Origin of the sequence: Shewanella sp. 10N.286.54.B9 (assembly GCF_041468565.1) — a bacterium.
Classification (GTDB): Bacteria; Pseudomonadota; Gammaproteobacteria; order Enterobacterales; family Shewanellaceae; genus Shewanella.
Map to the genome: position 1 here is coordinate 3,294 of NZ_JBFRIY010000040.1, position 16,913 is coordinate 20,206.

Annotated in this window: 17 protein-coding genes; 14 read left to right on the forward strand and 3 right to left on the reverse strand. The window is 44.4% G+C overall.

Annotated elements, in window-relative coordinates; all coding sequences use genetic code 11:
- Positions 1-92: 92 nt before the first annotated feature.
- The 3 genes from AB4135_RS14715 to flgA all read right to left on the reverse strand — a co-directional run bounded on the left by AB4135_RS14715 (position 93) and on the right by flgA (position 1,677).
- Positions 93-518, reverse strand: coding sequence for a flagella synthesis protein FlgN (locus tag AB4135_RS14715; RefSeq protein ID WP_371994042.1), 426 nt, complete (start codon positions 516-518; stop codon positions 93-95).
- A 45-nt stretch (positions 519-563) separates the two neighbouring features.
- Positions 564-887 (reverse strand): flagellar biosynthesis anti-sigma factor FlgM, encoded by a 324-nt coding sequence (gene flgM / locus AB4135_RS14720; protein ID WP_371994044.1) that lies wholly within the window; start codon positions 885-887, stop codon positions 564-566.
- A 76-nt stretch (positions 888-963) separates the two neighbouring features.
- Entirely contained in the window at positions 964-1,677 is a 714-nt protein-coding gene (gene flgA, locus AB4135_RS14725; RefSeq protein ID WP_371994046.1) for a flagellar basal body P-ring formation chaperone FlgA, read from the reverse strand.
- Between the two features lie 282 nt (positions 1,678-1,959).
- Here flgA and AB4135_RS14730 point away from each other — a divergent pair, with 282 nt between their 5' ends.
- The 14 genes from AB4135_RS14730 (at position 1,960) to AB4135_RS14795 (ending at position 16,806) form a co-directional block, all read left to right on the forward strand.
- The gene (locus tag AB4135_RS14730) at positions 1,960-2,880 is read left to right on the forward strand and encodes a chemotaxis protein CheV (RefSeq protein WP_371994047.1); all 921 of its coding nucleotides are present in this window, start codon (positions 1,960-1,962) and stop codon (positions 2,878-2,880) included.
- 141 nt (positions 2,881-3,021) lie between these two features.
- On the forward strand, positions 3,022-3,855 hold the full coding sequence (locus AB4135_RS14735; RefSeq protein ID WP_371994049.1) for a protein-glutamate O-methyltransferase CheR: 834 nt from the start codon (positions 3,022-3,024) through the stop codon (positions 3,853-3,855).
- Between the two features lie 175 nt (positions 3,856-4,030).
- Positions 4,031-4,429 (forward strand): flagellar basal body rod protein FlgB, encoded by a 399-nt coding sequence (gene flgB / locus AB4135_RS14740; protein WP_020911661.1) that lies wholly within the window; start codon positions 4,031-4,033, stop codon positions 4,427-4,429.
- Positions 4,430-4,431: 2 nt separating this feature from the next.
- Complete coding sequence (flgC, locus tag AB4135_RS14745) at positions 4,432-4,848, forward strand: flagellar basal body rod protein FlgC (RefSeq protein ID WP_020911662.1); 417 nt, start codon at positions 4,432-4,434, stop codon at positions 4,846-4,848.
- A gap of 24 nt (positions 4,849-4,872) precedes the next feature.
- Entirely contained in the window at positions 4,873-5,676 is an 804-nt protein-coding gene (gene flgD, locus AB4135_RS14750) for a flagellar hook assembly protein FlgD (protein WP_371994052.1), read from the forward strand.
- 75 nt (positions 5,677-5,751) lie between these two features.
- Complete coding sequence (flgE, locus tag AB4135_RS14755) at positions 5,752-7,113, forward strand: flagellar hook protein FlgE (RefSeq protein WP_371994054.1); 1,362 nt, start codon at positions 5,752-5,754, stop codon at positions 7,111-7,113.
- A gap of 175 nt (positions 7,114-7,288) precedes the next feature.
- Positions 7,289-8,032: a flagellar basal-body rod protein FlgF gene (gene flgF, locus AB4135_RS14760; RefSeq protein WP_371994055.1), complete on the forward strand. Its 744-nt coding sequence runs from the start codon at positions 7,289-7,291 to the stop codon at positions 8,030-8,032.
- Between the two features lie 10 nt (positions 8,033-8,042).
- Positions 8,043-8,831, forward strand: a complete 789-nt coding sequence (gene flgG / locus AB4135_RS14765; protein WP_020911666.1) for a flagellar basal-body rod protein FlgG — start codon at positions 8,043-8,045, stop codon at positions 8,829-8,831.
- A gap of 71 nt (positions 8,832-8,902) precedes the next feature.
- A complete protein-coding gene (gene flgH, locus AB4135_RS14770; RefSeq protein WP_248974153.1) occupies positions 8,903-9,577 on the forward strand; it encodes a flagellar basal body L-ring protein FlgH in 675 nt (224 codons plus the stop codon).
- Between the two features lie 111 nt (positions 9,578-9,688).
- The gene (locus AB4135_RS14775) at positions 9,689-10,780 is read left to right on the forward strand and encodes a flagellar basal body P-ring protein FlgI (protein ID WP_371994114.1); all 1,092 of its coding nucleotides are present in this window, start codon (positions 9,689-9,691) and stop codon (positions 10,778-10,780) included.
- A gap of 28 nt (positions 10,781-10,808) precedes the next feature.
- The gene (flgJ, locus tag AB4135_RS14780) at positions 10,809-11,855 is read left to right on the forward strand and encodes a flagellar assembly peptidoglycan hydrolase FlgJ (RefSeq protein WP_371994058.1); all 1,047 of its coding nucleotides are present in this window, start codon (positions 10,809-10,811) and stop codon (positions 11,853-11,855) included.
- Positions 11,856-11,898: 43 nt separating this feature from the next.
- On the forward strand, positions 11,899-13,821 hold the full coding sequence (gene flgK / locus AB4135_RS14785) for a flagellar hook-associated protein FlgK (RefSeq protein WP_371994060.1): 1,923 nt from the start codon (positions 11,899-11,901) through the stop codon (positions 13,819-13,821).
- Positions 13,822-13,854: 33 nt separating this feature from the next.
- The gene (flgL, locus tag AB4135_RS14790) at positions 13,855-15,057 is read left to right on the forward strand and encodes a flagellar hook-associated protein FlgL (RefSeq protein WP_371994061.1); all 1,203 of its coding nucleotides are present in this window, start codon (positions 13,855-13,857) and stop codon (positions 15,055-15,057) included.
- Between the two features lie 336 nt (positions 15,058-15,393).
- Positions 15,394-16,806: a flagellin gene (locus AB4135_RS14795; RefSeq protein ID WP_371994063.1), complete on the forward strand. Its 1,413-nt coding sequence runs from the start codon at positions 15,394-15,396 to the stop codon at positions 16,804-16,806.
- Positions 16,807-16,913: the final 107 nt, after the last annotated feature.

Here is a 16,913-nt window from a genome sequence, read left to right on the forward strand (position 1 = left end):
AGCACCTAGCACCTAGCACCGCTAATACTCGAGCCTAGAACCCAAAAAAGCGAAGCACTTAGCTTCGCTTTTTCTTTTGATACTTTAGGTGTTTAAGCTTTTAAATTATTACCTAAGCTGGAGATACTTGAGGTGCGGCCTTTGCCATCATAGGTGAGGCTGGTAGAATTTCGACTGACCTGCAGTGCTTGAGAAAAGCGATTTAAGCTGGCTAAGCTCAATTCGATTAAAGACTCGTTCTCAGCGTTGAGTTGTTGGCACTCAGCGAGCAACTCCTTTGCTTGGCTAACTTGCTGAGATAAAGTGGCATCGGTCTCTAATATACTTTTATCAGGCTGTACGGCTATCATCTCATCGTTATGTTTTAAGTTATCAAGTAAGGTTGCTTTTGTGCTCGCAAGCGCTAACAAGTTGTCTGCATCTTGCGATTGCAGTGCTTGCTTTTCTTGACTGATAACGGCTTTAAGCTCAGTCAACACGGTATGTTGTGAGCTTAAAAGATGAGATAAATTAGTCATAATGGCCTTATCTGTTTTGCCTTAATCCGCGTTTAACGGCGACATTTAGTTTAAATCGCTGAGATCACTCTCAAAGTTTGCGATATTAGTTGCAAGCTTATCTGGATCGATTTTGTAACGACCTTCAGCAATAGCCGCTTTAATTTCGTCCACTTTCTTTTGGTCTATATCAGGCATATCAGCCATCTTTGTCTGTACATTTTGCAATTGTTGAGCCTGTGGCGTAATTGACACAGAGTCGGCTTTTTGTGCTGCTGCAGTTTGTGCTGGGGCGGCTGGCGCACTTTGTGCTGCAGAGCCTTTGCCCGCGTTACTGCTGTTTATACGCGATGTTGCCGCGCTATTTACTTGTTTAATATCCATAGCCATTTTGGTATCCAACATTGAATAAAGAGACTTTCTTACACATGCTATCGGCGCGATAACTATTAACTTTAGGCTTATTTTACATTCTTACTTCAACTTGGCCAACAGCGGTGACTTTTGCATTCAATGTTTTTTGCGAATGAGTGTTTTTGATACGGATTTTATCGCCCAGATTCCCATCGTGTAGGGCTTCGCCAACGGTCTTAATTTCAAAATTTTCTGAGCGGGCGAATATAGAAACAGTATCTCCTTTACAAACAATGCAAAGGTGATTATTGAAAATAGGTTGCTGGGGCGCGACACGACGCTTCAATCGTGCACCTACCACTTGATCTATTTGGTCAAATTGTTGACCGCGCAGTGTGGTTTGCTCTACATAATCGATTTCGACATCACTGCTTGATAGCAGGTCGCCTGGACCTAAGGTAGATTTAGCCACGACCACCGGATAGAGAATATCAACCCTCACCGATAAAAATATTTGCCACGGGTAACTTAAATCTGGACTATCGCAACTGATCTTTATCGTGTTGTTACGCCTGATAGCTCGGTCACTGGCAATTTCAGCTTTAATCGGCAAGTAGCAGCTCGGTAAGCTGACACGACTATCGAGGCTCTGAGGAGTGATATTTATCTTAGCTTTATCAGGGGCTTCGATTTTTTCTTCAACTGCGGCTATAGCTAATCGTGAAATGGTCGATATAGAAGGTACGCTAGCAAGTTGATCTGTATTTGCAATAGCGGCGATGGGTACAAATAATACGGTTAAAAAGAGCCAAAAAATTATTTTCATAATGAATACACCAGCTTGATTCGCTAGAATGCACCTAAGTCGTGTTATTTTAGAATTTCTGTAGCGAACTCATTAAATCGTCGGGTGTCATAAAGTTGACTAAAATCGCAACGCTAAAATCAGATAATACAAGCTAAGCAAGTAGCATGCCTAAATGTAGGTGTTAATTATATTGATCAGTATCGGCAGCATCGATGCGCTAAATCAACGTAATAAGTGGTCACTCAACTAAATTGAATCTTTTAGATTTAATCGATAAAAATAAGTACAAGGCAAATTTTCATGTCGAACATTCTTGAATCAGTAAATAAGCGAACGCAATTGGTTGGGCAGAACCGACTAGAGTTGTTGTTATTTAAACTTAATGGGCGTCAACGATTCGGCATTAACGTATTTAAGGTAAAAGAGGTGCTGCAATGCCCTCCGTTAACCAGTTTACCTAGGCTCAATTCAAACGTACGTGGCATTGCTCATGTACGTGGTATGACAATTTCAGTGATCGATTTAAGCGCAGCCACAGGTGGTCGCCCAATTGAGAACATCGAAAACTGTTTCATTATCATCTCTGAGTACAACCGCAGTGTACAAGGCTTCTTAGTGAGTTCTGTTGAGCGTATTATCAATATGAACTGGGAAGCCATTATGCCGCCACCTCAAGGCGCTGGCCGCGGTTCTTACCTCACAGCAGTCACCGAGATAGAAAATGAATTAGTAGAGATCTTAGATGTTGAGAAGATCTTGGACGAAATCTCACCCGTTAATACCAATATCAGTAAAGAGCTTGATGATAAGCTGACCATTGATAGAGATCTGCACCATCACATCATGGTGATAGATGATTCATCGGTTGCCCGTAAGCAGATCATTCGTGCGTTAAGCTCGTTAGACTTGCAAATCGATACCGCTAAAGATGGTAAAGAGGCATTAGATAAGTTACGTGAAATAGCGGCAGAGTTAGATGATGTTTCAACAGAGATCCCGTTGATCATTTCAGATATTGAGATGCCAGAGATGGATGGTTACACATTGACGGCTGAAATACGTGATGACCCTAAATTGAGAAACATCAAAGTCGTGCTGCATACCTCGCTTAGTGGCGTGTTCAACCAAGCGATGGTTCAGAAAGTAGGCGCCAATGATTTTATCGCGAAATTTAATCCAGATGAGCTAGCAGCGGCTGTAAACAAGCACTTAAGCTTATAATCCGCACTATTACAACGTTTCGTAGCCCCAAGGGAGCCAACTCCTGCTTGTGTTTCCTTGGGGGCTAATGTATAAACCTGCGATTGTTGTTAAGCTGCAGCTACTGTGCGGCTTTGTTTTATAGATATTTAGGATACTAGAGTGCCGAATAAATCACTTGCTGAAAACGAGTACCATCAATTCAGGCTATTTCTAGAGCAGCATAGCGGTATTGTGCTTGGAGAGAACAAGCAATATTTAGTGCGTAGCCGATTGGCACCACTAATGGGCAAATATAATTTGCCCTCTTTGTCGGATGTGGTAAAGCATTCGATGAAACCGACTGAGCGTCAACTTCGTACTGAAGTGATTGATGCGATGACCACCAATGAAACCTTATGGTTTCGCGACCGTTACCCCTTTGAGTTATTAGCAAATACTTTACTGCCAAACTACAGTCGACTGGGTCGGCCTATAAAAATTTGGTCGGCGGCATGTTCCTCAGGGCAGGAGCCGTACTCGTTAAGTATGACCATTCTAGAGCATCAGCAACGTCGCCCTGGCAAATTGCCTAGCGGTGCAAGCATTCTTGCGACAGATCTGTCTCCATCCATGTTAGAACGCTGTAAAAAAGCGGAATATGATAACTTAGCGTTGGGGCGAGGCTTGTCAGAGGAAAGGAAGCGTCAGTTCTTTGATACTTTGCCTTCAGGCAACATGGCGATTAAGAATAATGTAAAGCAGTTGGTTAACTTTAGAGCGCACAACTTGCTTGAAAGTTATACTTTACTCGGCAAGTTTGACATCATTTTTTGCCGCAATGTGCTGATCTACTTTTCGCCAGAGGCAAAGCGGAAAATACTGCGGCAATTTGCTGCCGCATTGAACCCAAATGGTATTCTCTTCTTAGGCGCCTCGGAGTCTATTGCTGGGTTATCTGAAGAGTTTGACATGATCCGCTGTAATCCAGGGATCTATTACCAAAAGCGCAGTTAAGTTATCGTATTTAGGGTGTTTCAACGGCGTTTAACGCAATTTTGACACCCTCTTATCTTGTAAAATCTTCCTTTTGACATCGCTGCATCCTAGATATACCTCTATTTTTACTTGTTTTAACTATTTTGGCACACCAATTGCTTTATTTCAGACACTGAGCTGAGGAGGCAATTTTATGGCGATTAGTTTTGATAAAGCATTAGGAGTTCATCAATACACTTTGGGCGTACGCTCCCAACGTGCAGAGGTCCTATCTTCAAATATTGCCAATGCCGACACACCAAACTATAAAGCACGTGATGTGGATTTTGCCAAAGCGATGAATTCTGCGCAGTCACGTCAATCGGGCTTAGCAATGGCTAAGAGCGATGGTAAACATTTTGATATGGCAGCGTTAACTCAGCAAAACGTCGCTTACCGTGTACCTAATCAACCCGATACGGGTGATGGCAATACCGTTGATATCCAACAAGAGCAATCTGCATTCATGCAAAATGCACTTGAGTATCAGATGTCCCTCGGTTTTCTTGACGGTAAGTTCTCAGGTATGAAAAAAGCGATTAGAGGCGATTAATTATGAGTTTATTTAATATATTTAACGTCGCAGGTTCAGGTATGTCTGCGCAATCAGTCAGACTCAATACCACAGCCAGTAATATTGCTAATGCCGATGCCGTATCGAGCAGTGCTGGCGAGACTTACCGCGCACGTCATCCTATTTTTGAAGCCGAAATGAGCAAAGCACAACAGCATCAAAGTGCATCACAGTCCGTGGCGGTTAAAGGTATTGTTGAAAGTGACTTACCCTTAAATAAAGAATTTTCTCCCGGCCATCCAATGGCAGACACTGACGGCTTTATCTATAAGCCCAACGTTAACGTGATGGAGGAGATGGCAAACATGATCTCAGCCTCTCGCTCCTATCAAATGAATGTACAAGTCACTGATGCAGCGAAATCGATGCTTCAGCAAACTCTTAGAATTGGCAAGTAACTCAGTGAAAGCTGGAGGTAAATTTTGAGCCTGATTAATCCGCTCAATAACACGCAATCGGCAACCGCTCAGCCGCAACAGGCAGGAGCCGTTACGCCACAAGCATCGCAAGCGACGACACAAGCTAGTGCGTCGACAGAGCAGACATCTACAACCGGTAACCCGTTTTTAGATAGCCTTCGTTTGCCGGCAGAAAACTCAATACCTGAGCCTAATAGTCAGGAGCTATCTCAAGAAGATTTCTTCTCGTTATTGAGTCAACAGTTGTCGATGCAAGATCCCTTTAAACCGGTCGATAATGACCAAATGATCCAGCAGATGGCATCGTTTTCAACCGTTGATGGGATCAGCAAACTTAATGAAGAGATTGTTAACCTCAATGCATTAACAACCTCGAGCCAAGCGCTGCAGGCGTCAGGCCTTGTGGGTCAGAAAGTGTTAATTCCATCGGATACAGGTTATGTGTCTGCCGATGAGCCCAACATAAAAGCGATTGTCAGTACCCCGGAAACGATTAAGGACTTAACGGTTCGCGTTGAAGATGAAACTGGCCAGCTTATTTCTACTTTTTCCGTTGATGGTAGTGCAGGCGGTAACGTCGATATTACTTGGGACGGCATGGGCAAAAATGGTGAACCGGTGGCTGAAGGCAGCTATACCCTTAAAGTGACGGGTAACGTTGACGGTAAGAGTGAAGAGCTCCCCGTTTCAACCTACGCACATGTGACCAGCGTTTCATTAGGTACTGCAGCAACCGGTGCTATTTTGAATTTACGTGGCGTGGGTGGCATTAAAATCAGTGATGTATTAGCGGTATCAGAATCGTAAACGTCCGACAGATATTAATAGTAGCGGCAAGTACTGCCTCTGCTAAAACGAATTGAACAAGGATTGAGGTGAACTATGTCATTTAACATTGCTTTGAGCGGTATATCGTCTGCGCAAAAAGATCTAAATACAACGGCAAACAATATCGCTAACGTAAACACTACTGGCTTTAAAGAGTCTCGCGCTGAATTTGCCGATGTTTACGCCAGCTCTATTTTCGCTAACAGCAAAACAACCGTTGGTGGTGGCGTGGCAACCAGCCAAGTGGCGCAGCAGTTCCATCAAGGTAGTTTACAGTTTACCAATAACTCGCTTGATATGGCGATTAACGGTGGTGGCTTCTTTGTGACCTCTTCTGAAGTCGGTTCTCAAGACCACTCATTTACCCGTGCTGGCGCATTCAAGTTTGACTCGAACAATTATATGGTCGATTCGGCAGGTAATTTCCTACAAACCTTCCCGGTTGATAAAGATGGCAACTCAACCTCTGTCAGTTTGACAACCACTCAACCAGTACAAATTCCTGATACTGCAGGCAGTCCGGTTAAAACGGATAATATTGGTTTGCAGATGAACCTTAATGCGGGCGATAAAACCTTTGACCCAGCTAATTTCGATCCCGATGACCCAGATACATTCAATAACTCAACATCAGTAACCATGTACGACTCGCTTGGTGAGCCGCATGTGATGACGACTTACTTTGTTCGTCCTCCTAATGCTGCGCATACTGGTGAGAGTAACTGGGTAGCGTTCTACGCTGTTGATGGTAAGAAAGTTAATGTTGACCCTGCAGCCGGAACCTATGATGTTGATACGAGTGGTGATGGTTTGGTCGATGGCACCAAAAATGCTGAAACTGCTGGCGGTTGGAAAGGTGCTGCAGTTTCATTTAATGATACGGGTGCATACACTGGCAGTAACCCAGCCGTTATTCAGACTGAGCAACTAGGGGTAGGCGGCGCCAATGTACTCGGCCCTGGCGCTGACGGTTCGCAAACCTTGACCTTGAACTTTAATAATCCGACGCAATATGCCTCACCTTTTGAAGTGACTGAATTGACCCAAGATGGTACTACCGTCGGGCGATTAACTAACGTTGAAGTGGGCGCAGATGGCCTGATTAACGCCAGTTATAGTAACGGTTCAACCGTGCCATTAGCGCGCGTAGCATTGGTACGTTTTGCTAATGAACAAGGTTTATCACAGGCAGGTAACACCTCATGGAAAGCCAGCCTTGATTCGGGCCCGGCATTAGCGGGTGAAGCTAACAGTGGTACCTTCGGTAGTATTCGTTCATCGGCACTTGAGCAATCAAACGTAGACTTAACCACTGAACTTGTTGATTTGATTTCGGCGCAGCGTAACTTCCAAGCTAACTCTCGTACATTGGAAGTAAACAATACCTTGCAACAAACGGTATTGCAGATCCGTTAATCTATTCGCAGACTTTACTAAAACACGTTGCCGCAGCGGCAACGTGTTTCCTCTCTCTTATCATAGTTCACTACTCTATTCGTAAACTCTTCTTTCTATACTTAATTTGTAAATTAGATTTCTGGCACGATGCTTGCTAATTAATACGTTAGACGGAAGTTTGACGGAGCATTACGTGGACAAGTTACTCTATGTCGCTATGAGCGGCGCAAAGCAGAATATGAATTCGTTGGCCATTAGCGCCAACAATTTGGCAAACGCAAACACTGATGGATTTAAAGCTGATCTCGCACAAGCGCGTTCAATGCAAGCCTTTGGTGAAGGACTGCCAACACGTGTATTTGCTATGACAGAGACTCCGTCAGCAGATTTTACCAATGGTCCGATAAAGACCACTGGTCGAGATTTAGATATTGCCGTAAAGGGCGATGGTTGGATTGCGGTGCAAGCCGATGATGGCGGTGAAGCTTATACCCGTTCAGGTAGTTTAAGTTTTGATACCACTGGCGTATTGCGTAACGATAAAGGTACCCCATTAATGGGTGACAATGGACCTATTGTGTTGCCACTGCCAATCGAAAAAATTGAAATATCTCAAGATGGCATTATCTCTGTTCGTCCAACAGGGGCAACCGCTGAGGTAATTGAAGAGGTTGGCCGTATTAAATTGGTCAACCCTGGTAATGAAAACTTAATGCGCGGCAAAGATGGACTGTTTCGTCAAATGTCGGGTGAACCCGCACCAGCTGACCTTTCCGTTGGTCTACTGAGTGGGGCCGTTGAAGGCAGTAACGTCAATGCTGTACACGAGATGGTATCGATGATTGACATACAACGTCAGTTTGAGATGCAAGTCAAAATGATGAAAACAGCTGAAGAAACAGATAAAGCATCTGCTTCATTAATGCGCATTAGCTAGGAGATTTAATATGCATCCCGCTTTATGGATAAGTAAGACTGGTTTAGACGCTCAGCAGACTGATATTTCTGTTATTTCGAATAATGTTGCTAACGCCAGTACAGTTGGCTTTAAAAAGAGCCGTGCGGTATTTGAAGATCTCCTCTATCAAAACGTTAACCAAGCGGGTGGGGTGAGTGCATCAAATACCAAGCTGCCAAATGGTTTGAATATTGGCGCGGGTACTCAAGTGGTCGCAACGCAAAAAGTCTTTACTCAAGGCAACATGCTAACCACTGACAACTCGCTTGATTTGATGGTTGAAGGCCCCGGCTTTTTTGAAGTGCAAATGCCAGATGGCACCGCGGCATATACACGTACGGGTCAGTTTAGCCTCGATGATACCGGCCAAATTGTGACCCCAGGTTCTGGCTATGTAGTGCAACCAGCCATCACTATTCCAGATGATGCCACTAGCATTACCGTTTCAGCAGAGGGAGAAGTCTCGGTTAAAACCCCTGGTAATGCTGAAAACCAAGTGGTTGGACAGCTAGCGATGTCAGACTTTATTAACCCAGCGGGTCTGGATCCTATGGGGCAAAACCTCTATATGGAAACGGGCGCCAGTGGCACGCCTATACAAGGCACTGCATCACTTGACGGCATGGGCGCAATTCGCCAAGGGGCACTTGAAACCTCCAATGTGAATGTAACCGAAGAGCTGGTTAACTTGATTGAAAGCCAACGCATTTACGAGATGAATTCAAAGGTTATTTCAGCAGTCGATCAGATGCTGTCGTACGTGAATCAGAATTTATAGCATTAGTGCAGTATTCGCATGTTTTCACAGGTTTTGGCATTCGATTTGCCCGTAATATAAAGAGACTATTTATGAATCGTTATTGGATTTTACTCGTTATTGCTGCGCTTTCAGGTTGTAGTTCAACCAATGAAAAGCCAATTGCAGACGATCCTTATTACGCGCCTGTTTACCCAGAAGCGCCACCAACGAAAATAGCAGCGACAGGTTCAATGTATCAAGACAGCCAAGCCTCTAGCCTTTATTCAGATATTAAAGCCTTGAAAGTAGGCGATATTATTACTGTTATGTTGATGGAATCGACTCAAGCGAAAAAGAGCGCCAATAACGAAATTAAAAAAGGCACCGACCTCTCACTTGACCCCATTTATGCTGGTGGTGGAAATGTCACTATTGGTGGTAACCCTATCGACCTGCGCTACAAAGACAGCATGAACACCAAGCGCGAGTCTGACGCCGACCAAAGCAATAGCTTGTCGGGCAGTATCTCTGCCAACGTGATGCAGGTGCTCAATAATGGCAACTTGGTTATTCGCGGCGAGAAATGGATAAGTATCAACAACGGTGACGAATTTGTGCGTATTACCGGTATTGTGCGTGCACAAGATATTCGCCCAGATAACACCATTGACTCTCCTCGTGTTGCTAATGCACGTATTCAATATAGTGGCACTGGAACCTTTGCAGAAGTTCAAAAAGTCGGTTGGCTAAGCTCATTCTTTATGGGTAGCTGGTGGCCGTTTTAGATTTTATAACAATAAGTATTAACGTACTGGGCGGACTGTAGTACTTCACCGCCGAGTAGGGCAGCTGTTGAGCAATTTTAAGCGAGTTAACTGAGCTAAGGACTTTTCATGATGAAACTTAAACTGGCATTACTGTGTGTAATTTTAGTGATTGCATCGCCAGTACATGCACAGCGCATCAAGGACATTGCCAATGTTCAAGGGGTGCGAAGTAACCAATTGATAGGTTATGGTTTAGTGGTTGGCTTACCGGGAACGGGTGAGAAAACCCGTTATACCGAACAAACCTTTAAAACGATGTTGAAGAACTTTGGTATTAACTTGCCCGATAACTTCAGACCTAAAATTAAGAACGTGGCTGTGGTTGCTGTTAGCGCTAATATGCCGCCGTTTATCAAGCCAGGGCAAACATTAGACGTCTCGGTTTCAAGTTTAGGCGAGGCTAAGAGCTTACGTGGCGGCATGCTGCTACAAACTTTCCTTAAAGGTGTTGACGGCAATGTTTATGCGATTGCTCAAGGCAGCATGGTGGTGAGTGGTTTTAGCGCAGAAGGGCAAGATGGCTCTAAAGTCATTCAAAATACCCCAACGGTAGGTCGTATTCCAAATGGTGCCATTATTGAGCGCACGGTAGCGACGCCATTTTCAACCGGTGACTATCTGACTTTCAATTTACGTCGGGCTGATTTTTCAACGGCAAAAAGATTATCAGATGCGATTAATGACCTATTAGGTCCTGGGATGGCGCGACCACTTGATGCCGCATCAGTGCAAGTGAGCGCTCCCCGTGATGTTTCACAACGGGTCTCTTTTCTCGCAACCCTGGAAAACATTGAAGTTGAACCTGCCGCTGAATCGGCAAAGGTGATTGTTAACTCACGCACTGGCACCATTGTTGTTGGTCAAGACGTCAAATTATTGCCAGCTGCTGTTACCCACGGTGGTCTAACGGTAACAATTGCTGAGGCTACGCAGGTTTCGCAGCCCAATCCGTTTGCAGGTGGTCAAACCGTCGTCACTACCGATAGCACTATTGATGTCGCTGAAGATGATAGTCGCATGTTTATGTTTAATCCTGGCACCACGCTAGACGAGCTAGTACGGGCAGTTAACCTAGTAGGAGCTGCGCCATCAGATGTGCTAGCAATACTGGAAGCATTAAAGATGGCAGGGGCTTTGCATGGAGAACTGATAATAATCTAAAAATTGTCGGTTTTAGTGGGAAGTAGTCATGGATAAGCTGTCGAATGCATCGCAATTTTTGGATCTGGGAGGGTTGGACTCACTCAGATCCAAAGCCCGGAATGGCGAGAACAGTGCACTAAAAGAAGTGGCACAACAGTTTGAAGGTATTTTCGTACAGATGCTGATGACCAGTATGCGAGATGCTAACGCTGTGTTCGAATCCGACAGCCCAATGAACAGCCAATACACGAAGTTTTACGAGCAGATGCACGATCAACAGATGTCGCTCAACCTGTCTGGTGAAGGCATGCTGGGTTTAGCTGATTTAATGGTGCAACAACTCGACCCTGCAAATAGCCCAATGACGCCAGCGTCCGTATTAAGAGGCGACAGTAACAGCTCAGCTAAATCAAATGCTTTTACGCTTGATAACCCACATGCGCTGCAAATGCCGGCCACAAGAAGTATGAGTGCTGCGCCCGTTGAAACTTTGACTAACTCAACCGCAAATACAGCCGTGGCACCACAAACCTTAGATGCTTTATTAAGTGGCAAAGTCTTGCCGTCGGCGGCATTAACCGCTGATAAATCTCAAGCTGATTTTACCAGTCAAGACGAATTTGTTAGCCGTCTTTACCCACACGCTGAAAAAGCGGCGCAAGAGCTGGGAACCACCCCTGAAGTGCTCATCGCGCAATCGGCACTAGAAACTGGTTGGGGCCAAAAGATGGTGAAAGGTGCGGGCGGTCAGCAAAGCAATAATCTATTCAATATTAAAGCTGATAACCGTTGGCAAGGTGATAAAGCACAAGTCAGCACGCTGGAGTATGAACAGGGCGTAGCGGTTAAGCAGAAAGCAGATTTTCGCGTCTATGAAGATATCGGGCAGAGCTTTAATGACTTTGTATCATTTGTCTCTAATAGCGAACGCTACCAAGACGCTATGAAAAAAGCGGCTAACCCTGCTGCATTTGTGCAGTCTCTGCAAGATGCGGGTTACGCCACTGACCCAAAGTATGCCGATAAAGTCATGCAGGTTATGAAAACAATCACACGAGATTTTAAAGATGTTTTACAAGGGGCGACAAAATGATTAATCAAAATGCAGAGCCACTTGTAATGGGGAGTCGTTACTAATGTCAATGGACTTGCTTAGTATTGCTCGCACCGGAGTGCTAGCGTCACAATCGCAACTGGCTATTACCAGTAATAATATTGCTAATGCTAATACCGAAGGCTACAACCGTCAGGTTGCGTCGCAATCGAGCTTAGAATCTCAGCGATTGGGTAACAATTTTTATGGCGCGGGCACTTATGTATCAGACGTTAAACGAGTCTATAACGACTACGCAGCGAGAGAGTTACGTATAGGCACCACTGCTGCCAGCGAAGCACAAACTAGCTACAGCAAGATGTCAGAACTCGATCAACTATTTTCACAAATAGGCTCTGCGGTACCTGCATCGTTGAACGAATTTTTTGCAGGCATAAATAGCTTATCTGATATTCCTGATGATTTAGGCTTGCGAGATTCACTGCTGACCAATGCCAACCAGTTGGCAAATAATGTCAACCAAATGCAGCAGCATCTAGATGGTCAGATGAACCAAACTAATGACCAGATCTCTGCTGTCACCGATAGAATCAATGAGATCAGTAATGAGCTTGGCAATATCAACCGTGAGCTAATGAAGTCTCAGGGTCAGGATATGCAGTTGCTGGATAAGCAAGATGCGTTGATTCTAGAACTAAGCGAATATGCTGAAGTTAATGTGGTTCCACTCGACTCGGGCGCTAAAAGCGTCATGCTCGGAGGATCAATCATGTTGGTCTCCGGCGAACTATCAATGCAAGTTGGCACTAAACCTGGCGATCCACATGCCAATGAATTGCAAATAACGGCTTCATCAGGAAGTAAGAGCTTAGTGGTCGACGGATCAAAAATAGGCGGTCAACTCGGTGCTCTTGTTAATTACAGAGACGATACCTTAATGCCGGCGCAGCTTGAACTCGGCCAGTTTGCTTTAGGCATTGCAGATGCATTTAATCAAGCGCAAGCCCAAGGTTTTGATCTTAATGGGCAAGTGGGCAGTAATATCTTTACCGATATTAATGATCCTTCAATGCAATTAGGTCGAGTTGGCGCATTATCAACCAATACTGGTAATGCCAATCTAGCCGTCAATATTGACGATGTTGGTGCGCTTACTGGAAATAGTTATGAATTAAGCTTTACCGCACCATCGACCTATGAGCTAAAAGATGCCCAAAGCGGAAACGTTACCCCACTAACACTAAATGGTACGACATTAGAAGGTGCTAACGGATTTAGTATAAGTATTGATAGTGGTGCGATGGCTTCAGGCGATAAATTTGAGATCCGTCCAACTTCAAGTGCAGCAACTGCATTATCTGTCACCATGACTGATGGCAAAGGCATTGCCGCTGCAGCGCCAAAAGTTACCGCGGACGCGGCAAACTCCGGTAACACCAGTATCAATCTTGTCAGCATAGACAATCGAAATGCAGCAGGCTTTCCAACTACAGGTTCAGAGTTAACTTTCGAAATAGACCCATCAGCACTTCCGCCAACCTTTGAAGTGTTCGATGCACAGGGCACATCGCTAGGGCCTGCAGCGCCCTATACACCGCCAAGCATAACTGCTAACGGTTTCACTTTTGAAGTAGATTCCACCGCAACCACCAAAGAGCAATTTACTTTTGACTTGTCATTTGCAGAAGGTGACAACAGTAACTTAGTGAATATGGCCAAGCTCAGCGAAAGTAAAATAATGAATGGTGGCAGTACAACTCTGACTGACGTATTTGAAAATACCAAACTCGATATTGGCGGCAAAACAAAGTCAGCTGAAATTGCAGTGGGCTCTGCAGGTGCTATTTACAATCAAGCTTATACCCGAGTGCAAAGTGTATCGGGTGTTAATCTCGATGAAGAAGCAGCAAATTTGATGCGCTTTCAACAGTCTTATCAAGCGTCGGCGCGGATCATGACTACCGCGACGGAAATATTTAATACCTTGTTTAGCTCACTACGCTAATCCGGCATTAAAGAGTAGAGAAAGGAAAACAGCATGAGAATCTCAACGGCGCAAATGTTTAACCAAACTACGACTAACGTGATGAAAAGCCAGTCTGCGACTAGCAAAATCATGGAGCAGTTAGCCACAGGGAAAAAGGTCAGTACTGCTGGGGATGATCCCGTTGCTGCAATCGGTATTGATAACCTTAAGCAACAAGGCGCTGTGGTTGATCAGTTTATAAAGAATATCGATTACGCTTCAAATCGTTTGGCCATTAGCGAAAGTAAAATTGGTAATGCTGAAAATGTGGTTGAGAGCATGCGTGAACAGATGCTGCGTTCAGTAAACGGCACACTCAGTGATGCCGATCGGCAAACTATTGCCGATGAGATGCGCGGCAGTTTAGAAGAGCTGCTATCTATTGCCAACAGCAAAGATGAATCCGGTAATAGCCTGTTTGGCGGTTTTAAAACTAACTCGGAATCCTTTGCTTTTGATAACAATGGCAAGGTGGTCTACAGCGGCGACTCCGGCATAAGGGATTCGGTTGTAGCATCAGGCGTTACAGTAGGCAGTAATATTCCAGGCGACAGCGTCTTTATGAATGCTGCCAATGCGATTGGCGATTACAGCGTCAATTATTCGTCAACCCAACAAGGTAGCTTTAGCGTCGAAAGCGCAAAGATAACCGACCCCACTTTACCTGTTGCGGGCAACTATACCTTTGACTTCGTTGATAATGGGGCGGGTGGGCTTGATGTTAATGTGACAGATTCTGCTGGCACGGTAACCACAATTCCAAATTTTGATGCGACTCAACCTCTAACGGTAGATGGCATTGAATTACAGCTGAAAGGTACACCTGAAGTGGGTGATACCTTTGAGTTAGCTCCTGAGCAAAATTCAAACATATTCGATACCTTAAATAGCGCAATAGCGTTGCTTGAAGACGGTGGTAAATTGAATTCTCCGCAAGGGCAAGCGGAAATGGCACAGTTATTGAATAACGTAAGTAGCGGTCAAGAGCAGATGGCAACCAGCCGCAGTGTGGCAGGTAATAGTTTAAAGAGTCTAGAAAACTATACCAGCACGCATAAAGAGGAACAGTTGGTCAACCAGTCTGCACTGTCACTACTGGAAGATTTAGATTACGCCGAAGCGATAACTGAATTTGAAAAGCAGCAGATGTCGCTTAATGCGGTATCTAGCGTATTTAGTAAGGTTGGCTCTATGTCGCTTTTTGATTATTTATAAAAGCTGACCTTTCATAACGCGCTAAGCGATATGACTTGTAAGTAATAGGTAAATAAAAGATTAAATAATTTTGATTTAATCTAAATGTTGGCACAAAAAAAGCATTAATAAACCTGAAATGTTTAGCTACAACTAGAAAGATAAAAATTTGACGGTTAAGTGTTTGTTAATATTCATTAAGTTAATGATGTTTATTGCACGGTAGACAAGTCAAATAAAAAACACTTTGCCAAGAACAGCGGCAATGGTGATACAGATTCAGTTTGATAATTGAAATATTAACAATTTTAGCCAAGTAACCAATCTTGGCAAACCAACTAAGAAGAGGATTACACCATGGCTATTAGCGTTAATACTAATGTCACATCAATGAAAGCCCAAAGCAACATGAACAAGGCGAGTTCAAGTCAGCAAACATCAATGGAGCGCTTATCGTCAGGTTTGCGTATTAACAGCGCCAAAGATGATGCTGCGGGTCTGCAGATCTCTAACCGTATGACCAGCCAAATTAATGGTATTGGTGTTGCTATGCGTAACGCCAATGACGGTATATCTATTGCACAAACCGCAGAAGGTGCGATGCAAGAGTCAACTAACATCTTGCAGCGCATGCGTGATTTATCCCTGCAATCAGCTAACGGTTCAAACTCAGTAGAGGACCGTGGCGCGATGCAAAAAGAGATGTCATCATTACAAACAGAACTGACACGTATTGCAGATACGACTTCATTTGGTGGACAAAAACTACTTGATGGTAGTTACGGCACTCAAAACTTCCAGGTGGGTTCTGAAGCAAACCAAACCATCTCTTTGTCGCTAAATGATGTGTCATCAAACGCGATTGGCCAAAACCAAAAAACGGGTGCCGGCACAGTATTTGGTGCAGCTGCAGCAGCTGGTACAACATATGGGGTTGCTACGGGAGCGACCGATATTATTCTTAGCGGCCCAACAGGAACATCTGTAGCTACCGATATTTCAGCTATGGACGCAAAAGCCGCTTCTGAAGCGCTAAATGCACTGGGTACAGGGGTTGATGTTTCGACAAAGACAACCGTTGAGATTGCAGGTATGACAGCGGCCGACAATGGTACTCTTGAAATTGGTACCGATACCTACGACTTAAGCAAATTCAATGGCAGCATGGAAGATCTTGCTACGGCTATTGGTAAAGACGGTCACTCAGCAAGCTTTGACGCGGGTACAGGTAAATTAAGTGTTTCTGCTGACGATGTTGCTGGTATTAAAGCGGTTGGCCCAGCTGGTGGCACAATGACAATTGCTACTGTCACTAACGGTACCGCTGGTGTTGCTGATACGGTTGATGCGGGTGGCGTTGTTGTTAATGCTGAGCTTAAGTTCGCATCTACAGACGCATTTACTGTAACGGGTACTAGTGGCGCTATTACCGGAGCAGGTTCAGCATCTGCTTTATCTACTGTGCGCGATATTGATATTACTGACGAGCAAGGTGCACAAGACGCGATAACCGTTATAGACTCGGCTATTGCAAGCATCGATAGCAATCGAGCTGACTTAGGTGCGGTTCAAAATCGTATGAACTTTACTATCAATAACTTAAGTAATGTACAGTCTAACGTGTCAGATGCACGTAGCCGTATTCAAGATGTTGATTTTGCAAAAGAGACTGCTGAGCTAACTAAGCAGCAAATTCTGTCGCAAACCTCTTCTGCAATGCTTGCACAGGCCAACCAGTTGCCACAAGCGGCGCTTTCATTACTGGGTTAAGATAAGCAGTTGGTAGCTTAGAGTGGCTGCAGCGTGTTTAAATTGACGTTATATAGAGCTTCGGTAGTAATATCGAAGCTTTTTTATTTTATATAAGCCTTACTTTG

Bases quoted from the DNA above. Each gene is read 5' to 3' on its own strand.
- flgH (WP_248974153.1), top strand. From the start codon at position 8,903: ATGAATCGTTATTGGATTTTACTCGTTATTGCTGCGCTTTCAGGTTGT.
- AB4135_RS14795 (WP_371994063.1), top strand. From the start codon at position 15,394: ATGGCTATTAGCGTTAATACTAATGTCACATCAATGAAAGCCCAAAGC.
- flgC (WP_020911662.1), top strand. From the start codon at position 4,432: ATGAGTTTATTTAATATATTTAACGTCGCAGGTTCAGGTATGTCTGCG.
- flgE (WP_371994054.1), top strand. From the start codon at position 5,752: ATGTCATTTAACATTGCTTTGAGCGGTATATCGTCTGCGCAAAAAGAT.
- flgM (WP_371994044.1), bottom strand. From the start codon at position 887: ATGGCTATGGATATTAAACAAGTAAATAGCGCGGCAACATCGCGTATA.
- AB4135_RS14775 (WP_371994114.1), top strand. From the start codon at position 9,689: ATGAAACTTAAACTGGCATTACTGTGTGTAATTTTAGTGATTGCATCG.
- AB4135_RS14715 (WP_371994042.1), bottom strand. From the start codon at position 518: ATGACTAATTTATCTCATCTTTTAAGCTCACAACATACCGTGTTGACT.
- flgJ (WP_371994058.1), top strand. From the start codon at position 10,809: ATGGATAAGCTGTCGAATGCATCGCAATTTTTGGATCTGGGAGGGTTG.
- flgA (WP_371994046.1), bottom strand. From the start codon at position 1,677: ATGAAAATAATTTTTTGGCTCTTTTTAACCGTATTATTTGTACCCATC.
- flgB (WP_020911661.1), top strand. From the start codon at position 4,031: ATGGCGATTAGTTTTGATAAAGCATTAGGAGTTCATCAATACACTTTG.
- AB4135_RS14730 (WP_371994047.1), top strand. From the start codon at position 1,960: ATGTCGAACATTCTTGAATCAGTAAATAAGCGAACGCAATTGGTTGGG.
- flgG (WP_020911666.1), top strand. From the start codon at position 8,043: ATGCATCCCGCTTTATGGATAAGTAAGACTGGTTTAGACGCTCAGCAG.
- flgL (WP_371994061.1), top strand. From the start codon at position 13,855: ATGAGAATCTCAACGGCGCAAATGTTTAACCAAACTACGACTAACGTG.
- flgK (WP_371994060.1), top strand. From the start codon at position 11,899: ATGTCAATGGACTTGCTTAGTATTGCTCGCACCGGAGTGCTAGCGTCA.